Source organism: Nocardiopsis sp. NPDC049922 (assembly GCF_040660275.1).
GTDB lineage: Bacteria > Actinomycetota > Actinomycetes > Streptosporangiales > Streptosporangiaceae > Nocardiopsis.
The window spans coordinates 86544-101083 of sequence record NZ_JBFAME010000010.1 but is presented as its reverse complement, the minus strand read 5'-3'; the positions used below and the strand labels follow the sequence as shown (position 1 = coordinate 101083).

Sequence of the window (14540 nt, the reverse complement as noted above, 5' to 3'; positions counted from 1 at the left end):
TCTGCTGGGGGTGCAGGGGGGAGCGCCGACGCTGACGCGTCCGGCCAGACAGACGACACGACCAAGAAGAAGCGCACGGACCGAGGGACCCGGGTGCCCGAGGACTTCACCCCGACCGAGGAGATGAAGGCCTGGGCACGTGAGAACGCTCCCACCTGCGGGATGCGCGACCACGAGGCCTTCATGGACTTCTGGCTCTCCGTGCCCGGCGCCAAGGCCCGAAAAGTCGACTGGGTGCGCACTTGGAAGAACTGGATGCGCAGGGAGCACGACAAGAGGGCCGCCCCGCCGACGCCCCGCCGCGCCCCGCAGCAGCGCACCACCACCACCGACAAGGTCAACGGCTGGCTCGCGCTCGCCGACAACCCGACCGCCACCGACGTGCTGGAACTGGAGGGAACCGAATGGCACACGACCGGCACAAGCACAAACGGCCTCGGCGCATGAGCGATCAGCAGATGCTCATGGTTCTGGCCAAGGCCTCAGGGTTCGACGGCCGCCACCCCGACAAGGCCGTAGCCGCCGCCTGGCTGGAAGCCATCGGCGACCTGCCCTTCGAGGACACCCTGGAAGCCGTCGTCGAGCACTACGCGACGTCCACCGACTGGCTCAAGCCTGGCCACCTGCGGGCGATCGTGGAGCGCACCCGCGCCGAGCGCCTACGCAGCGTCGACCGGATGATCCCTCCGGCCGACCCGGACGCCGCTGACTACTCCGCCCAGCTCCAGCGCATGCTGGCCGCCGTCGCCGACGGCCGCACCGTTACCAAGGCCCTCGCCGCCGGGGCGCGCCCGATCCCAGCCCAACCCAGCGCGGAGTACGTCGCCGCCCGCGGACCCGACTACGTGCGCCGCCGTACCGCCCTGGCTGTGCCCTGCCCCGTGGAGGGGTGCCGCATGGACGTGGGCCGCCCCTGCCGTGTGTTCGGCGCGGGCCGCCGCGACTTGCCGACCGGCTACCACCCGGGCCGCCTGGAGGCCGCCCGCGCCGTCCTCGACCAGGAGGTGAGAGGGACGTGACCACCCGAGAGCAGGCCCGCGATGAAGCCGTTGCGCTCATCGCCCGTCGCCTGACCGAGCTACTCGGTCAGCCCGCCGCAGACCGGCCCGACCCGGAGGTGTGGGCCGCCGCTCTACTGACCGAGCTGGCGGGGTTCGGATGGCGGCCGACCGCGGCCCGGCCGGAACCGTGGCAGCCCCGGCCGGAGCGCACTCCGGCCACCGCGACGCAGGTGCACGCCTACGCCGACCACATCCGCCGCCAGCTCACCCGAGAGGGGGAGGCGTGATCAACCACCGCAGTGAAGCCGAACGACACATCGCCGAGGCCCGCCAGGAGATCGACCCGGCCCGAGGCCAGATGCAGGCCCAACTCGCCACCGCCGCAGCTGTGCTCGCTCTGGTCGACGCGGTCGCTGACCTCCGCCGCCCGTGTCCCTGCGAGACCGACGCCTACGACGACTGGCCCATGGATCCACCGGCCCGGCGCGTCGACACCATCCGCCGACCCGACCTCTTCGGAGAGTGCCCATGACCGCCTTGGACGACCAGCGTTCGCCCCGGCTGCGCTTCGAGCTGCGACACCAGCTCAACGTCGGCGACACCTTGACCGTGCCCGGCGCCGACGGCGACCCGCTCACCGTGACCGCTACCGCCTTGCCGCTGGTGTGGCACGTCCGCGACGTCGGAGCGATGCGCGTCGAGGTGATGGAGATGATCTTCAACTGGCGCGTCACCATCGCCTTCACCCGCCACCCGCTAGTCCTCGAAGGTGGCTGGTGCTACTTCGGCCGCTCCTGGGACGTCTTCGAGCGCGCCGTCCGGGCCGCGCACGCCTTCGACCCTGCCTCCCAGCACGCACCGGTGGGGTTCGACAAGGAGGCCTTGGCCTGGTTGGGGGGCGGTGCCCGATGAGCTCAACTTCACTGCCCACCGCCGACGCCCGCGCGGCCTTGAACGCGCTCGTCGGATGCCGGGCGCGTGTCATCGTCACCCGTGGCCCCTGGGGCATGACCGAGGTCATCGAGGGTGAGCTGTTCTCCGAGGAGGGCCTGTACGGCGTCCACGACGCCATCACCCGCTACCCCGGCGTGGACGTTCACGTGGACCACCGCCACCTGGTCTCTGTCGAGGAGGCTGCCCCCCGGCCCGCGTCCTACCGGGACGGTGTCCGCGACGCCCTCAACGCCGCTGCCCGCGAAGTCGAACGCGCCGACGGCAGCAGCCCGCAGACCCTCGCCACAGCCATCCGCATGATGGGCACCGCCGGGGAGCTCGCCCAGGACGGGCCCATACAGGTGGACGCCGGAGACCGCGACGACCTGCGCGAACGGATCGTCACCGTCGTCCACAACGTCCTGGACCGCCCGAACGGAATGGCCTACCGGGGGGCGCTCCCCGCGGCCTTGCTCCCCCTGATCGAGCAGGAGGCTCACACTCGGGACGCTCGTATTCGCGAGCTGGAGGAGGAGCTGGATCGCTTGCGTACCCGCCAGGAGTACGCCACGAGCGACTGGATCCGCCCTGCCGGACTCGACGAGGTCCTCGACGCTTTCGAGCACGACCATCGGCCCTGGCCGCAGGTCCCCCAGGTGCGTAACGAACCGATCGCGGGACACATCCGCCACATCATCAGCCTGTTGGCCGGAGACATCACCCGGGTCGCACTGGAGCAGGCCGACCACCAGATGCGCCTCGACGCTGACCGCGCCCAAGAGGGCGCGGAGGAGACGCCACCCGTCTCGGAAGGCGGAAGCCGATGAAGATTGACGTGTACCCCGTGGCAGTCCTCGACGACCTCCTGTGCGCCTACCGCTGGGCGCGCCACGCGGGCCGGTACAGCGAGGCGCTCTCCCGCCTGCGCTACAGCGCCCGATGCGTCATCGAGCAGGCCCGCGCCGGTCGCTGGCGGGCGGTCCGCAGAGCGTTCAGCGGCTACCTCGCCGAGCCCACCCCCTTCCCTCCCGGTCTCACCCGGTGCGGTGCCGGGTGGACTCGCGCACGGGCGGAACGGGACCTGTACCGGCGGATGCGCACGGCAGGCATCCGGTGACCCCGGACGAGGCGCGGTGGGTGCGCGACCACGTGATCGCCGGACGCAGGTTCGCGCCGGGCTGGCCGGGCTGGTGCCCGTGCTCGTGCCCCTGCCGCTGGGGCCGGTGCGAGAACTGCCGGGAGCAGCACACCGACGTCCCGCAGCCCCAACCGGAAACCCTTCTGGCCGCAGTACCTGTGTGGATCGTCGGCCACGCCTGCCGGACGGTCTGCCGGTGCTGGCCGTGCACCTCCCGCCGCATGCCCTCACCGATGCCCCTGGTCGAGGCCGACCAGGTGATCGAGCAGGTCCACCGGCCCCGCCTCGGCCGCCGGACCCTCCAACCGAACTACATGGGGCAGAACTCGTGCCTGCACCTGGCCTCGCCGGTCTGCGACGGCTGCTCCCGCAGCTACCACCGCGGCTGCTCGGGCTGGTCATGGCCCCGCCTGCACGAGACGTGGATCCGCGACAGCGACGGCTCCGACATCTACTGGCGCGAGGACACACCCCACCTGGTGTGGAACCCGCCCCGACGCTGCGCGTGCTCCTGCTCCGCTGCCCGCCCCGCGGCACCCGCGGCGACGCTCCCACCCGCCCGATCGTCCCGGCCGACACCAGCTCCGACCCAGAACCCTGCACCCGAGCAGCCCGCCCTCTTCGACCTGGAGGCGATGTGAACGCGATCCAGCTCCGCGACCACCTCAACGAGATCATCGCTGACGGCTACGGCCAGTGGCCTGTCCTGGCGACCGACATCGACCCGGACGGCACCGGGCTGGTCTACGAACCGGTCGAGGTCGACGCCCTCGTAGGCGACGACGGCGAGTGGGTCGGCATGGACCTCCGTCTCGCCGACACGGGAGGGGTCTGATGGCCACCCTCGACGACGCCCTCACACAGCTCGGCTCCGCTTACGGCCTCCACGAGGTCGCCCGCGCCGCCGCTCGCCTGGCCGCCGGCCACGACCTCGACGTCCACGGCGTCCGCATCGCCCCGGCCGAGCGCCGCGTGTGGGTCGACGGCACCGAGGTGCACCTGACCCCGCACGAGTACGACCTCCTCCTCTACCTGGCCGCCCGCGCCGGGACCGCCGTCACCCGCCCAGAGCTCCTCCGCGAGGTCTGGAAGTACAAGTTCCCCGTGGAGTCCAAGGTCATCAACGTGGCCATCGGCCACCTGCGCGCCAAGCTCGGCGAGAGCGGCCAGCACCCCCGCAGGATCATCACAGTCGACTCCGTCGGCTACCGGTTCGACCCCGGGGAGGTGTGATGGAGCGCACCTACTACGACCCCGGAGGTCGCGACTGGCTGTGGTGGCGAAACGACCCGACGCCACGAAACCCACGCTCTGAGGACGAGATCCGCCACGGCTACACCCTCGCCGACATCGAGGAACAGGCCCGGTGGGCCGCCGCATCCAGCCACTTCCCTTCCGCGGACTTCGGCGAGCGCTACCGTGCCGCCTACGACGCCATCCTCGACACCCTCCTCACCGAGCAGGACCCGCCCTCACCCACCTACCTGCGACAGATGGGTCGACGCGGAGTCGACGACGTCATCGGAGCCACACTTCGCCACCGCGGCGCTGGCCGGTGGGCTGACGACGGCCATCGTCCCGTCGGCTTCGAGCGGTACTGGTGGTTCGCCGCCCGCCACACGCCCAGCCCCGAAGACCGGGTCGTCGACGCCCAGACAGTCGCACAGATCTGGCCGCTCCTGGTGCCCCGCCAGAGGCGAGCCCTGTGGGCGCTCTCCATCACCGGCGACTACCAGCAGGCCGCCGACCTGCTCGGCATCAAGTACCAGAGCCTCGCCCACAACGTCCGCACCGCACGGATCGCCTTCCTGGAGCTGTGGCACGAAGGCGAAACACCCTCCCGGCTGTGGATGCGCGACCGGCGCATGTGGCGACGCGACGTCACCCACGTCGCCGAACACCGCCCCACCACCGTGCGGTTCCGGGCAGCCCAACGCCGGAGGGCCGCCCGATGAGCCCGAAGAACACCATCATCGTCGCAGCCCAACAGCTCGCCGACACCGCCACCGGGCACGGCGCCGACTGGGAGTGGGTCAAACAGGCCCTCATGCGCCAGGCCGCCAACCTCGGATCGGCGCGTCGCAACCTGCGCATGCCCTGGCCGCTACCTCCCGGAGCCGATGTGCCCGCCGACGCCGCCGAAGGATCGGCCCGCCTGCTCACGGACATGGACCTCGACTTCACCGACATGGGTGCGATCGGATCCCTGTACGAGACCCTCCTCGAACACGACCTGGTCGATGGCCGGGTCGTCCGCTCCCCGGACCCGCACCGGCGCGCCCAGGGCAGCTGGTACACGCCCCCCGAGCTCGCCGCGGGCATGTGCCAGTTCACCCTCGGGGCCGCGCTCAGCCAAGCCGACGAGCACAACCCCGGTATCGGGGCCGACGCCGTCCTCGCCATCAACGCCTACGACCCCGCATGCGGCGCCGGCGTGTTCCTCGTCGCAGCAGCCCGGTGGCTGACCACCACCTACACGGCCCGAGGCGGCGACGCAGACACAGCGCTGCCGCTGGTACTCACCGAGTGCATCTTCGGCGTCGACATCGACCGCGTGGCCGTCGACCTCACGAGGACCGCCCTGTGGTGGGAGATCGACGGCCGGGCCCCGATCACGTTCATGGACGACCACGTCATCGTCGGCAACACCCTGGCTGGGGACGAACCCCCGGCCCTGGCCGAGCGGTACCCGCCCCGCAGCCAAGAGTCCCTTCTCGCGGGAGGTGCTTGATGAGCGCGACGTGCCGCATCTGCCACCTGGCCAAGAAGGACCACGGCCCTGACCGCGACGGTCGCGTGTACGCCGACATCTTCGGCTGGCACACCTTCGCCGGTGACCGCGACCAGCAAACCGGAACCCCGCCGCCCGGCGCCAGCCAGCACCCCACCGCCGCCGCTGGGCGCGCCACACCGCCACGCCCGCGCCCCTGGTGGGGGAGCTGGCGTCACCTGATCGGAGGAACCCGATGAACACCGACCCCTACCTCGCTCCCGGGGCGCGGATCAGCGAACCCGCACCCGAGCCGCCGCCCCCGCCGCCCGGCCCGGCCGGTGCGTCGCAGCCGCACAGCGACGGCCCGACGCTCACGGTCGTCGAGGGCCTGGTGATCCGCCCCGGCGACACCCTCATCGTTCGCGTCGCCAACAGCGAAGAGCCCAAGGCGGCCCGGCAGTTCGCGCGCGACCTCAAGAAGAACCTGCCCGGCGTCAAGATCCTCGTCGTCGGTGCCGAACAGCTCGCCGTGTATCGCGCCAGCGAGCAGCCTGAGGAGGCGGCTGCGTCATGAGCACGATCGCTGTCGGCGACCAGGTCACCATCACCGAACCCGGGGCCGACCCCTACGACGCGGAGATCCTCGCAGTCGGGCCCGGCCCGGACGGCACCGAGATCCGTATCCGCGCTCATCTGCCGTACGAGACCCGCGTGCGGCTCCGGCCCGGCGTGCGCATCACCCGGGCGCACCACCAGGAGGACACCCGGTGAGCACACACCAGGAGATCACCGAACAGCTGCGCGAGCTCGACTCCGCCGACGAGGCAGAGATCAGCCGCCGCCTCAACGCCGCGATGGAATCCGACATCTGGCACCACCGATACGACGCGATGCGCTGGGAGTCCGGTGCCGACCTCGACGCATCCGGACTGCCCACCGATGACCGGCCAGACGACGAGGAGGTCACCGATGAGTGACCTGCACGCCCGCGTGTTCAACGCCATTACTCGTGCCGCAGACGACCGCGACCGGTTCCTCGCCCTCTCCGACCGCGAGCACATCACCGCCGCAGTACTCGCCGAGCTGGGCGGCCACCGGGAGGAGCCCACCACGTGGGTGACAACAGCTCCGACAACGCACCCGGCTGAGGACAGGCGTGCCCTGCGGGACCGCATCGCGGCCGCCACCGAGACCAAGATCAGGCAGCACCCCATGCCGCCCACCAACCCGTGGGACCCACCCGGGACGGCCGCCTTCTGGGGGCGCTCGTTCACCGACCTCGCCGACGCCGTGATGGAGGCCGTGGACGCCGAGATCGAACGTCAGCGCGGCACCTTCCTCCAGACTGTCGCCGACGCCCTGCACACCGACATGGAGCAGTTCTTCGCCGAATACCCGAAGGAACCGCACAACTCGCCCTACGTCCTTGGCCGCAAGGACGCCGAGCGCCTGGTTCGGGAGATGTCTGAAGAGCACCGAGGAGAGGTGGCCTGAGTGCCGCGCATCGCCCTCACCCTCCGAACACCCGATCTCCCGCAGCGCCTGTGGTACCGGCGCCTCGGAATGAACCCACCGGAGGCCGTCGCCGAGAGCGGACCACGCTCGGCAAAGTGGGTGCGGCTGCTGCCCTACGCATGGCGTCGCCTTCACCACGCCTACGCCACCACCCACGGGTACTACTGGCTGCCGTGCTTGCTGTGCGGGCGCGAGTACGGCGGCCACGAGTCCGGTGACACCATCCCCAACCCCCTCAAGGGCGAAGGCTGGGGAATCTCCATCTGCTCACAGTGCACGATCGCCCGACACCGCGGAGGTGGCAATGCCCAAGGTTGAGGACACAGGCCGCACCCTCGCCGCGGTCGGCGCCGCGATCCGCCGCGCCGAGGACCTGCACTGGACCGACCCCGGTTTCCTGGAGTGGGAGCGCGAGCAGGTCGGCCCCGTCCGATGGCACACGATCCTCGTGGAACGGAACCAGATGTGCACCTGCTGGGAACCGGGCCCGGGCGCCTACGACGAGGACGACGGCCACGAGATCCGACCCATGATCCAGGACGTCGCCCTTGACCGGCCGTGCGTCTCCATGCGCATCAAGGCTCACGACTACGCCCATGGGGTCGTCACGTCAGGACCGGTCATGGTCGGCCCAGAGCCCGATGTCGTCCCGTTCGACGCCCCCTCGCCAGATTGGGCGGAGGCGCTCATCGAGGTGGCTGTGGCGTACCACCGCACTATCGAAACCCAGGTCAACCGCACGATGGAGGCGCTCCAGCCCGCCTTCGAGCAGGCCCGGGACGCTGTGGGATCCGCCTATCGACAGTTCCGGGCGAACCACTGGACCTTGTGCCCGCGCCCACCGCAGAATCCCAACCCGAAGGCGTGGGTCGCCTTCACCGGCCAACCCGCCCGGGAGCCCCGCCGAAACCATCGCCGCGGCCCCGACCCACAGCAGCTGTCCGCGACCATCACTCCACGACGCGCTGGGAGACGACCGTGAACGACCACCCGATGAACCTGAAGCAGTCGGCCATCGCCTGCCACGAGTACTTCATCAGCCTCAAGCAGGCCGGGTTCACCCGCATGGAGGCCCTGTACCTGGTCGCGTGCGCGATGTCGGACGGGCCGCGCCCTCCCAAGGACGAGGGAGGGCACTCGTGACCATCTTGTTGATCATCGCCACCGTCCTGGTCTGCTACTTCGGGACCGGCTGGCACCTGGCCAAACGCGGTATGCCTCGCGCGTGGGCGGCCTTCACCGCCGGGCCCCAACACCGGCCGCGCCGCACACACCGCAACGACCCCAACCCGCGGCACCCATCCGTCCACCGCGCCCCGAACCGAGCAGGAAGGCGACCATGACCGGCTGGTATACCGGCTCCTGCGCCGGAGCCGCAACAGCGTTCGGTGTTGTCTACCTGTACGCCCAAGACGTCCTTGCCTGGCCGTGGCTGCTCGTCACGAGCCCCATGGTGATCCTTGGCGGCATCGTCGGCTTGGTCACTCAACTACTCGTCGAGCGACTCAGAGGTTACCGATGACCGACTGCCCAGGACTCTGCAACCGTCGGGCCCGCCAGGCCCGGTACGCCTACGAGGACACCATCACCGCGTGGCGGACCGCGCTCGACGACTGGGAGGCCGCCGACCCCGCCACCCGAGGCGATCGGCCCACGCCGCCCGAGGAGCCCGACATCGACTGGGTGTCCGGCGATCCCGTGTGGTGCCGCCGGTGCCGCGGCGCGATCCGCGTCGCGCTCGCCGACTTGGAGAACCTCGCCGCCCTGGTCGCCGCCGAAGCCGACGGGCACCGGGGCCGCGCCGACGACTCCGACAAGGTCCGCACCACAAAGTCCGCGCCGTCCCCGTCCCCGGCGGCCGACCACCTCGACGAGCTGTACGGGTTCCTCGCCACCACGGAGGCCGACTGGCGGGAGGCCCGCGGGTACGGGCCCCGACCGGAGAGGTCCCGCGGGGCGGCTGCCCGCTCCATCGTCATCGCCTGGCTGCTGGAACGGCTGGACGACATCCTCAACCACCCCGGCAGCGTCCAGTTCGGGCTCGGTGTGCTCCGGTGGCAGCGCGTCCTCCAGCACCTGGCAAAGGCCCGACCTCCCGGCCGCCGGAAGGCCACCCCTTGCCCGCGGTGCGACCGCCGCACCCTGATCTGGGAGGAGGATCGTGAGCTGGTTCGGTGTGAGAACTCCGGCTGCAACCGGGTCATGACCTCTACCGAATACGACGCTCACGTCGAGGAGCAGGCAGGAAGGATGGCGTCATGAAGGTCTACCTCGCCACCGCAGGCGAATACTCCGACTTCCGAGTCCAGGCGGTGTTCGCCAACCGCCCTGACGCGGAAGCCCACGAACTCGCCGACGACGTCATGGAGTACGAGGTCCATGAAGGCCCTATCGAAGTCCGCACCTGGCACGAGCTGCGCTGGCACTCCTGGCAGGAGGACCGCGAAGTCTGCCCCGGCGTCGAAGTGGGCAACCCCGTCGAGTACACCCGGAGGCACCCCTTCGACCACAACCCGAAGAGGGTCACCCACGAATGGAACCGATTCGGCAAGGCCCACCCCGGGGACTGGCTCGTACTGGTCGTCGAAGGGTGGGACCTGGCAGCCGTCGGCAAGGTGTTCTCTGAGCAGCGCACACAGTACGAGGCGACGCGTCCTCAGGAGGGACAGGCATGAGCAACTTGTGGATCCGCATCGACGACGCCGACACCGTCACCAAGAACCGGGCCCTCCACGCCCTGAACAGCGCCGGCTTGGAGGTCGCCGACGCCTGGCTCGGCACACCCGACCTCACCCACGAGATCGAGACGCGGCTCGGCCACCGCCGCGACTGGGCAGGCGTCACCCTCGGCGGAGCCATCGCCGCCGGGTTCGGCGCCGGCGCGTGGGCGTTGTGGAACCTCGGAGGCTGGTGGATCGCGGCGGCCATCGTGTGCACGGCTATCGCCCTGTTCGGCGTCGTCGGGTTCTTCGCCGACCTCCAGAAGAAACCCCGGAAGGAGGACGAGGCAGCATGACCGAACCCACCGTCACCCTGTTCAGCTTTGGTCTGCTCTCGAAATGGGGCTTCGGAGACGGCGATACGCCCGACGAGTGGCTGGACTACCTCGACGAGCACGGAATCGACTGGGACGACGCCCAGTGGCCGCTCGCCGCCCTAGTCCGTCGCTACCTGCTCCCGGAGCTGGCCAAGCACCACACCATCGAGGTGTACGAGATCGAGACCATCCACAACCCGATCAGAGCGAGCAGGGTAGACGGCATCGAGATCGACCCGCTCGCTGCGGACGACGAAGTCGAGCTGATCCCCGCGTCGGTCGACGTCCCGCTCTCCGAAGCGCTCCGGATCGCCCAGCTCGCACCCAAGGAGACCAGCTCATGAGCGGCAACCCCAGCCCTGAACTGTTCGCCCGGGGCGGTGTCATCCCCACCGGCACTGTCCGTGTGGAGATCCGCCCCGTCGAGCACATCGTGAAGCCCGACCCATCAGGGGCGTGGCTGTGCGCCCGCCCCGATCACGAGGGCGTCGGGTACGAATGTGAGGACTCCTGGTGGAACCCCGAGACACGGGCGTGGCAAACGATAGGGGAGGTCAGGTCATGATGATCGTCGATTTCCTCAACGCGCGCATCAACGAGGACGAGCAGGCGGCGCGCGCTGCGACCCCGGCGCCGTGGTCAGTGCACCTTCAGGGCGACGCAGCCGTCGTCAGCCCCGGTGTGGCCATGGACCGCGAAGAAGGCGGAGTCAGCGCCCAGGACGCCACCCACATGGTCCGCCATGATCCCGCCCGGGTGCTGCGGGAGATCGAAGCGAAACGGGGTCTGATCGCCAGTGCACTCGCCGAGAAGCACGTCGTGGTCGAGGACTCCTGGTACACCTGCCCAGCCGCCACCGAAGAGAACGACGGGGGTGAGTGCGGCAACGATGACATGGCCGACGGCCCGTGTGAGTGCGGTCGTGACGCCCGCGTGGACCGGCTGTTCCGCCAGCTCGCCGCCGTCTATACCGACCACCCCGACTACCAGGAGGAATGGCGACCGTGACCGAACTACCGCCACTGAAGTTCGAGGCACCCGACTGGCCATTCCACCAGCAGTCAGAACACGTTCGTGAAAGAGGACAGGTGGGTGTGCACGCTGCTGGCCGATCATTCAGGTGCACACTGCTTCGAGCTGGAGGGTAACGAGCCGTTCGGGTGAGGAGAATCTCCGGGTAGTCTTCCCCGCTGGCATGAGGAGGACACGATGCTCGACCACCCTGACCCGCGCCACCGCTGGTACACCAAGGCCGAGGCCGCTGAGGAAGCCGGGGTGTCCGTGCGCACCATCAACCGGTGGATCGCCGCCGGACAGCTCACCCTCCGGCTCGGCCACGTCAACGCCAACGCGCTGTTCGAGGCCGAGGCGCGTCAGCGGGCCCGCCGGAACCGTGGCCGCCCCGGCGCCCGCTTGCCCGCTTGACCTTGCGTGTCCTACTCTGATCTCAGAGTCGCACGCATGTACCCAACGCCCGGAGGTCCGCCCCGGGCGTTTGTCGTACCCGGCACCGTGTTGGTTGCGTCCCCTTCGCCGGGTACCTGCCCCGCCCTCACCTCATCCTGGGGGCGGACTCCCTGAGGGCGGGGCACTCCCACGCCACGGGCACCCAGTTGCCCAGGGGCCGGCCAACACCACCGGGCACAGGGGCCCCTCAGGGGCCAGACCCCCACGCCGGGAACCCACGCCCCCACACAGGGCACCCCCACATACCGGCCACCTCCCGCACGCACGCCCGCGGCCAACCCCTCCCCACGCGTTGGCCCCGCGCCACCCACAGCCCATCGAGCACACCCAGACACGAGGTGAGACATGACCTCCCTCGACTACAGGCGCGGACGCAGCGGCCGACCACTCGCCCGCGCCAAGGCCCGACTCAAGCGCGAAGGCTCGCACGTGTGCTGGTGGTGTGGCCACGCGATCGACATGCAGCTCAGCCAGCTCGACCCGAACCACCGCGACGCTTGGACCCTGGACCACGCCATACCGCTCAGCCACGGTGGTGACCCCCTCGACCCTGGCAACCACCGTGAGGCTCACCGCAGGTGTAACTCCTCGCGTGGCAACCGCACCGGACCCACACCCCGGCAGAAGACCAACAGCCGCCCCTGGTAGTCCAACCCCACCCAGGTGGGTCCGCACCCGCCGGGGTCGGTAGGGGCGCACTCGGGGCCAGGGTCGGACACCGGCGGGCGGTTACCCCTGGTGATCCCGGGGGGTGGGGGTGTGACTGGTTGTCACTATGGCTGACCCCGCCGCCCTACGGGACCGCTTTTCTCTCCGCGAAAAATCCCCGAGGAGGTGGGCGCGATGAGCCTGCCGGAGGTCGTGTCCACCGGGGACCGTCAGGCGTCGCTGGAGGCCCTGCGCAACGAGCTCGCCCGGCGCCTGCCGAGGGCGTCGGACCGGGAGGCGGCCCCGTTGGCGACGCAGCTGCGGCTGGTCCTGGCCGAGCTCGATGCGATGAAGAGCGGAGAGGCGGGAGACGTTGTCGACGACCTCGCCGCCCGCCGGGCTGCTCGGCGTGCAGACGCCTCAGATCAGGGTGGTGCCACCGGCTCCGAGTAGCGCCGGATCCGACGCGATCGACATCGCCGCCTCCTGCGGTCTGGTCCTCGACCCGTGGCAGAAGCTGGTGTTGGAGGACGCGCTCGGCGAACGCCCGGACGGCCAGTGGGCGGCAGGTGAGGTCGGGCTCATCGTGGCCCGACAGAACGGCAAGGGATCCATCCTGGAGGCGATGGAGCTCGCCGGGTTGTTCCTGTGGGGCGAAGAGCTCCTCATCCACAGTGCCCACGAGTTCCGCACCGCCAAGGAGGCGTTCCGCCGGTTGGTGGCGCTCATCGACCGCAACCCGTCGCTGAAGGCCCGGGTGAAGGCGGTCTCCTACTCCAAGGGTGAGGAGGGGATCGAGCTCAGGGACGGCCACCGGATCCGCTTCACGACCAGGACCGGCGGCGGGGGCCGCGGCTTGACCGCCGACCGGGTGATCCTGGATGAGGCGTACAACCTGTCCGACGATCACATGGCGGCGCTGCTGCCGACCCTGTCGGCCCGCCCGAACCCGCAGATCGTGTACACCACGTCGGCGCCGGACAAGGACCTGGCACCCTGTGACGCGATCGCGAACGTGCGCCGGCGCGCCCTGGACGGAGACCACGACCGGCTCGCGTACTTCGAGTGGTCCGCCGACGTCCACACCGAGTGGTGCCCGCCCGACTGCGACGAGCACGACGACCCGAAAGACCCGGGCACGTGGGCCAAGGCCAACCCAGGGCTCGGGATTCGGCTGAGCGAGGAGAAGATCCTCGGACAGCTCAAGGCGCTGTCGGCGCGCGGGTTCGGGCGCGAGGTGCTGAGCGTGGGCAACTACCCCACCACCGGCACAGGCTGGCAGGTCATCGGCGAGGAGGCATGGGGTGCGCTCGCCGAGACGGAGTCGATGCCGAACAACCCGGTGTGCTTCAGCTTGGACATCAACCCCGAGCGGTCCATGGGCGCGATCGGTGTCGCTGGCATCCGGTCGGACGGCCTCTACCACGTGGAGGTCGTCGACCACCTTCCCGGGGTCACGTGGATGGTGCCGCGCACCGTCCAGCTGGTGAAGAAGTGGCGGCCCGCCTGCGTGGTGGTCGGCAACTTCGGTCCTGCCGCGGCGCTGATCCCCGACCTGGAAGCCCAGGGCGTGAAGGTCATCAAGGCGTCCATGGGCGAGCGCGGCGCGGCGGCCGGCGGTTTCGTGGACGGGTGCGTGCGCCCGGCGAGCGCACCCCCGTCGTGGAGGTCGTCGATCCGCCACCTCGGCCAGGGCTCGCTCACCGCGGCGGTGTCCGCCGCCACCCGCCAGAAGCTCGGCAAGGATGGCGCGTTCGTGTGGAGCCGCAACTCCATGTCGGCTGACATCTGTCCGCTGGTCGCGGTGAGCCAGGCCCTGTGGGGCTTCCGCAAGTTCGGCACCAAGAAGCGCAAACCGAAGATGGCCGTCGTGTGAGGAGACCCCCTGTGGCGCCAGCAGTACCCGAGCACACGTCCCGCATGGAGCTGATCTCCGCTGAGGCCCGGCAGATCCGGTTCGGCCGCGGCCTGCTCGCCGCAGTCGGCGCGCTCATCTACGGAACGGGGTGGGCGCTGTCGAAGGTCACCCTCGGCGCGGCGTGGACGGTGGCGGCGTTCCGCCTCGGCTGGCGCGAGGCGCGTGAGTAG

Annotated in this window: 31 protein-coding genes; all 31 read left to right on the top strand. The window is 70.2% G+C overall.

Features of this window, described 5'->3' with window-relative positions; all coding sequences use genetic code 11:
• Positions 1-93: 93 nt before the first annotated feature.
• A complete protein-coding gene (locus tag AB0I72_RS19385) occupies positions 94-447 on the top strand; it encodes a hypothetical protein (protein ID WP_358570332.1) in 354 nt (117 codons plus the stop codon).
• Entirely contained in the window at positions 444-1019 is a 576-nt protein-coding gene (locus AB0I72_RS19380; RefSeq protein ID WP_358570329.1) for a hypothetical protein, read from the top strand. The genes AB0I72_RS19385 and AB0I72_RS19380 overlap by 4 nt, the downstream gene beginning before the upstream one ends.
• On the top strand, positions 1016-1288 hold the full coding sequence (locus tag AB0I72_RS19375; RefSeq protein WP_358570326.1) for a hypothetical protein: 273 nt from the start codon (positions 1016-1018) through the stop codon (positions 1286-1288). Before AB0I72_RS19380 ends, AB0I72_RS19375 begins: the two co-directional genes overlap by 4 nt.
• Positions 1285-1533: a hypothetical protein gene (locus AB0I72_RS19370; protein ID WP_358570323.1), complete on the top strand. Its 249-nt coding sequence runs from the start codon at positions 1285-1287 to the stop codon at positions 1531-1533. Before AB0I72_RS19375 ends, AB0I72_RS19370 begins: the two co-directional genes overlap by 4 nt.
• Positions 1530-1913, top strand: a complete 384-nt coding sequence (locus AB0I72_RS19365) for a hypothetical protein (protein WP_358570320.1) — start codon at positions 1530-1532, stop codon at positions 1911-1913. Before AB0I72_RS19370 ends, AB0I72_RS19365 begins: the two co-directional genes overlap by 4 nt.
• Positions 1910-2761 (top strand): hypothetical protein, encoded by an 852-nt coding sequence (locus AB0I72_RS19360; protein WP_358570317.1) that lies wholly within the window; start codon positions 1910-1912, stop codon positions 2759-2761. Before AB0I72_RS19365 ends, AB0I72_RS19360 begins: the two co-directional genes overlap by 4 nt.
• Complete coding sequence (locus tag AB0I72_RS19355) at positions 2758-3051, top strand: hypothetical protein (RefSeq protein WP_358570314.1); 294 nt, start codon at positions 2758-2760, stop codon at positions 3049-3051. The genes AB0I72_RS19360 and AB0I72_RS19355 overlap by 4 nt, the downstream gene beginning before the upstream one ends.
• A 20-nt stretch (positions 3052-3071) precedes the next feature.
• Positions 3072-3713, top strand: coding sequence for a hypothetical protein (locus AB0I72_RS19350; RefSeq protein ID WP_358570312.1), 642 nt, complete (start codon positions 3072-3074; stop codon positions 3711-3713).
• Positions 3710-3907, top strand: a complete 198-nt coding sequence (locus tag AB0I72_RS19345) for a hypothetical protein (RefSeq protein ID WP_358570309.1) — start codon at positions 3710-3712, stop codon at positions 3905-3907. The genes AB0I72_RS19350 and AB0I72_RS19345 overlap by 4 nt, the downstream gene beginning before the upstream one ends.
• Complete coding sequence (locus AB0I72_RS19340) at positions 3907-4305, top strand: winged helix-turn-helix domain-containing protein (protein ID WP_358570306.1); 399 nt, start codon at positions 3907-3909, stop codon at positions 4303-4305. The genes AB0I72_RS19345 and AB0I72_RS19340 overlap by 1 nt, the downstream gene beginning before the upstream one ends.
• Positions 4305-5027, top strand: a complete 723-nt coding sequence (locus tag AB0I72_RS19335) for a hypothetical protein (protein ID WP_358570303.1) — start codon at positions 4305-4307, stop codon at positions 5025-5027. Before AB0I72_RS19340 ends, AB0I72_RS19335 begins: the two co-directional genes overlap by 1 nt.
• The gene (locus AB0I72_RS19330; protein WP_358570300.1) at positions 5024-5803 is read left to right on the top strand and encodes an N-6 DNA methylase; all 780 of its coding nucleotides are present in this window, start codon (positions 5024-5026) and stop codon (positions 5801-5803) included. Before AB0I72_RS19335 ends, AB0I72_RS19330 begins: the two co-directional genes overlap by 4 nt.
• Positions 5803-6042, top strand: coding sequence for a hypothetical protein (locus tag AB0I72_RS19325; protein WP_358570297.1), 240 nt, complete (start codon positions 5803-5805; stop codon positions 6040-6042). The genes AB0I72_RS19330 and AB0I72_RS19325 overlap by 1 nt, the downstream gene beginning before the upstream one ends.
• Complete coding sequence (locus tag AB0I72_RS19320) at positions 6039-6359, top strand: hypothetical protein (protein ID WP_358570295.1); 321 nt, start codon at positions 6039-6041, stop codon at positions 6357-6359. The genes AB0I72_RS19325 and AB0I72_RS19320 overlap by 4 nt, the downstream gene beginning before the upstream one ends.
• Positions 6356-6556, top strand: coding sequence for a hypothetical protein (locus tag AB0I72_RS19315; protein ID WP_358570293.1), 201 nt, complete (start codon positions 6356-6358; stop codon positions 6554-6556). The genes AB0I72_RS19320 and AB0I72_RS19315 overlap by 4 nt, the downstream gene beginning before the upstream one ends.
• Positions 6553-6762 (top strand): hypothetical protein, encoded by a 210-nt coding sequence (locus tag AB0I72_RS19310; protein ID WP_358570290.1) that lies wholly within the window; start codon positions 6553-6555, stop codon positions 6760-6762. The genes AB0I72_RS19315 and AB0I72_RS19310 overlap by 4 nt, the downstream gene beginning before the upstream one ends.
• The gene (locus AB0I72_RS19305) at positions 6755-7279 is read left to right on the top strand and encodes a hypothetical protein (protein WP_358570287.1); all 525 of its coding nucleotides are present in this window, start codon (positions 6755-6757) and stop codon (positions 7277-7279) included. Before AB0I72_RS19310 ends, AB0I72_RS19305 begins: the two co-directional genes overlap by 8 nt.
• Positions 7280-7618: a hypothetical protein gene (locus tag AB0I72_RS19300; protein ID WP_358570284.1), complete on the top strand. Its 339-nt coding sequence runs from the start codon at positions 7280-7282 to the stop codon at positions 7616-7618.
• Positions 7605-8282, top strand: a complete 678-nt coding sequence (locus AB0I72_RS19295) for a hypothetical protein (RefSeq protein WP_358570281.1) — start codon at positions 7605-7607, stop codon at positions 8280-8282. The genes AB0I72_RS19300 and AB0I72_RS19295 overlap by 14 nt, the downstream gene beginning before the upstream one ends.
• A complete protein-coding gene (locus tag AB0I72_RS19290) occupies positions 8279-8443 on the top strand; it encodes a hypothetical protein (RefSeq protein WP_358570278.1) in 165 nt (54 codons plus the stop codon). Before AB0I72_RS19295 ends, AB0I72_RS19290 begins: the two co-directional genes overlap by 4 nt.
• A 196-nt stretch (positions 8444-8639) precedes the next feature.
• Complete coding sequence (locus AB0I72_RS19285) at positions 8640-8822, top strand: hypothetical protein (RefSeq protein WP_358570275.1); 183 nt, start codon at positions 8640-8642, stop codon at positions 8820-8822.
• Positions 8819-9562: a hypothetical protein gene (locus AB0I72_RS19280; RefSeq protein ID WP_358570272.1), complete on the top strand. Its 744-nt coding sequence runs from the start codon at positions 8819-8821 to the stop codon at positions 9560-9562. Before AB0I72_RS19285 ends, AB0I72_RS19280 begins: the two co-directional genes overlap by 4 nt.
• Positions 9559-9975, top strand: coding sequence for a hypothetical protein (locus AB0I72_RS19275; RefSeq protein ID WP_358570269.1), 417 nt, complete (start codon positions 9559-9561; stop codon positions 9973-9975). The genes AB0I72_RS19280 and AB0I72_RS19275 overlap by 4 nt, the downstream gene beginning before the upstream one ends.
• Positions 9972-10316, top strand: coding sequence for a hypothetical protein (locus AB0I72_RS19270; RefSeq protein ID WP_358570266.1), 345 nt, complete (start codon positions 9972-9974; stop codon positions 10314-10316). Before AB0I72_RS19275 ends, AB0I72_RS19270 begins: the two co-directional genes overlap by 4 nt.
• Entirely contained in the window at positions 10313-10681 is a 369-nt protein-coding gene (locus tag AB0I72_RS19265; RefSeq protein WP_358570263.1) for a hypothetical protein, read from the top strand. Before AB0I72_RS19270 ends, AB0I72_RS19265 begins: the two co-directional genes overlap by 4 nt.
• Positions 10682-10898: 217 nt before the next feature.
• Complete coding sequence (locus tag AB0I72_RS19260) at positions 10899-11345, top strand: DUF6221 family protein (protein ID WP_358570260.1); 447 nt, start codon at positions 10899-10901, stop codon at positions 11343-11345.
• Between the two features lie 201 nt (positions 11346-11546).
• On the top strand, positions 11547-11762 hold the full coding sequence (locus tag AB0I72_RS19255) for a helix-turn-helix domain-containing protein (protein WP_358570257.1): 216 nt from the start codon (positions 11547-11549) through the stop codon (positions 11760-11762).
• Between the two features lie 387 nt (positions 11763-12149).
• Positions 12150-12452 (top strand): HNH endonuclease, encoded by a 303-nt coding sequence (locus AB0I72_RS19250; protein ID WP_358570255.1) that lies wholly within the window; start codon positions 12150-12152, stop codon positions 12450-12452.
• A gap of 195 nt (positions 12453-12647) precedes the next feature.
• Positions 12648-12905, top strand: coding sequence for a hypothetical protein (locus AB0I72_RS19245; protein WP_358570252.1), 258 nt, complete (start codon positions 12648-12650; stop codon positions 12903-12905).
• Positions 12886-14328, top strand: coding sequence for a hypothetical protein (locus tag AB0I72_RS19240; RefSeq protein WP_358570249.1), 1443 nt, complete (start codon positions 12886-12888; stop codon positions 14326-14328). The genes AB0I72_RS19245 and AB0I72_RS19240 overlap by 20 nt, the downstream gene beginning before the upstream one ends.
• An 11-nt stretch (positions 14329-14339) precedes the next feature.
• Positions 14340-14540, top strand: a complete 201-nt coding sequence (locus AB0I72_RS19235) for a hypothetical protein (RefSeq protein WP_358570246.1) — start codon at positions 14340-14342, stop codon at positions 14538-14540.

Bases quoted from the DNA above. Each gene is read 5' to 3' on its own strand.
- AB0I72_RS19365 (WP_358570320.1), top strand. From the start codon at position 1,530: ATGACCGCCTTGGACGACCAGCGTTCGCCCCGGCTGCGCTTCGAGCTG.
- AB0I72_RS19280 (WP_358570272.1), top strand. From the start codon at position 8,819: ATGACCGACTGCCCAGGACTCTGCAACCGTCGGGCCCGCCAGGCCCGG.
- AB0I72_RS19275 (WP_358570269.1), top strand. From the start codon at position 9,559: ATGAAGGTCTACCTCGCCACCGCAGGCGAATACTCCGACTTCCGAGTC.
- AB0I72_RS19315 (WP_358570293.1), top strand. From the start codon at position 6,356: ATGAGCACGATCGCTGTCGGCGACCAGGTCACCATCACCGAACCCGGG.
- AB0I72_RS19305 (WP_358570287.1), top strand. From the start codon at position 6,755: ATGAGTGACCTGCACGCCCGCGTGTTCAACGCCATTACTCGTGCCGCA.
- AB0I72_RS19330 (WP_358570300.1), top strand. From the start codon at position 5,024: ATGAGCCCGAAGAACACCATCATCGTCGCAGCCCAACAGCTCGCCGAC.
- AB0I72_RS19250 (WP_358570255.1), top strand. From the start codon at position 12,150: ATGACCTCCCTCGACTACAGGCGCGGACGCAGCGGCCGACCACTCGCC.
- AB0I72_RS19265 (WP_358570263.1), top strand. From the start codon at position 10,313: ATGACCGAACCCACCGTCACCCTGTTCAGCTTTGGTCTGCTCTCGAAA.
- AB0I72_RS19335 (WP_358570303.1), top strand. From the start codon at position 4,305: ATGGAGCGCACCTACTACGACCCCGGAGGTCGCGACTGGCTGTGGTGG.
- AB0I72_RS19380 (WP_358570329.1), top strand. From the start codon at position 444: ATGAGCGATCAGCAGATGCTCATGGTTCTGGCCAAGGCCTCAGGGTTC.
- AB0I72_RS19285 (WP_358570275.1), top strand. From the start codon at position 8,640: ATGACCGGCTGGTATACCGGCTCCTGCGCCGGAGCCGCAACAGCGTTC.
- AB0I72_RS19360 (WP_358570317.1), top strand. From the start codon at position 1,910: ATGAGCTCAACTTCACTGCCCACCGCCGACGCCCGCGCGGCCTTGAAC.
- AB0I72_RS19340 (WP_358570306.1), top strand. From the start codon at position 3,907: ATGGCCACCCTCGACGACGCCCTCACACAGCTCGGCTCCGCTTACGGC.
- AB0I72_RS19325 (WP_358570297.1), top strand. From the start codon at position 5,803: ATGAGCGCGACGTGCCGCATCTGCCACCTGGCCAAGAAGGACCACGGC.
- AB0I72_RS19260 (WP_358570260.1), top strand. From the start codon at position 10,899: ATGATGATCGTCGATTTCCTCAACGCGCGCATCAACGAGGACGAGCAG.
- AB0I72_RS19320 (WP_358570295.1), top strand. From the start codon at position 6,039: ATGAACACCGACCCCTACCTCGCTCCCGGGGCGCGGATCAGCGAACCC.
- AB0I72_RS19255 (WP_358570257.1), top strand. From the start codon at position 11,547: ATGCTCGACCACCCTGACCCGCGCCACCGCTGGTACACCAAGGCCGAG.
- AB0I72_RS19295 (WP_358570281.1), top strand. From the start codon at position 7,605: ATGCCCAAGGTTGAGGACACAGGCCGCACCCTCGCCGCGGTCGGCGCC.
- AB0I72_RS19355 (WP_358570314.1), top strand. From the start codon at position 2,758: ATGAAGATTGACGTGTACCCCGTGGCAGTCCTCGACGACCTCCTGTGC.
- AB0I72_RS19245 (WP_358570252.1), top strand. From the start codon at position 12,648: ATGAGCCTGCCGGAGGTCGTGTCCACCGGGGACCGTCAGGCGTCGCTG.
- AB0I72_RS19270 (WP_358570266.1), top strand. From the start codon at position 9,972: ATGAGCAACTTGTGGATCCGCATCGACGACGCCGACACCGTCACCAAG.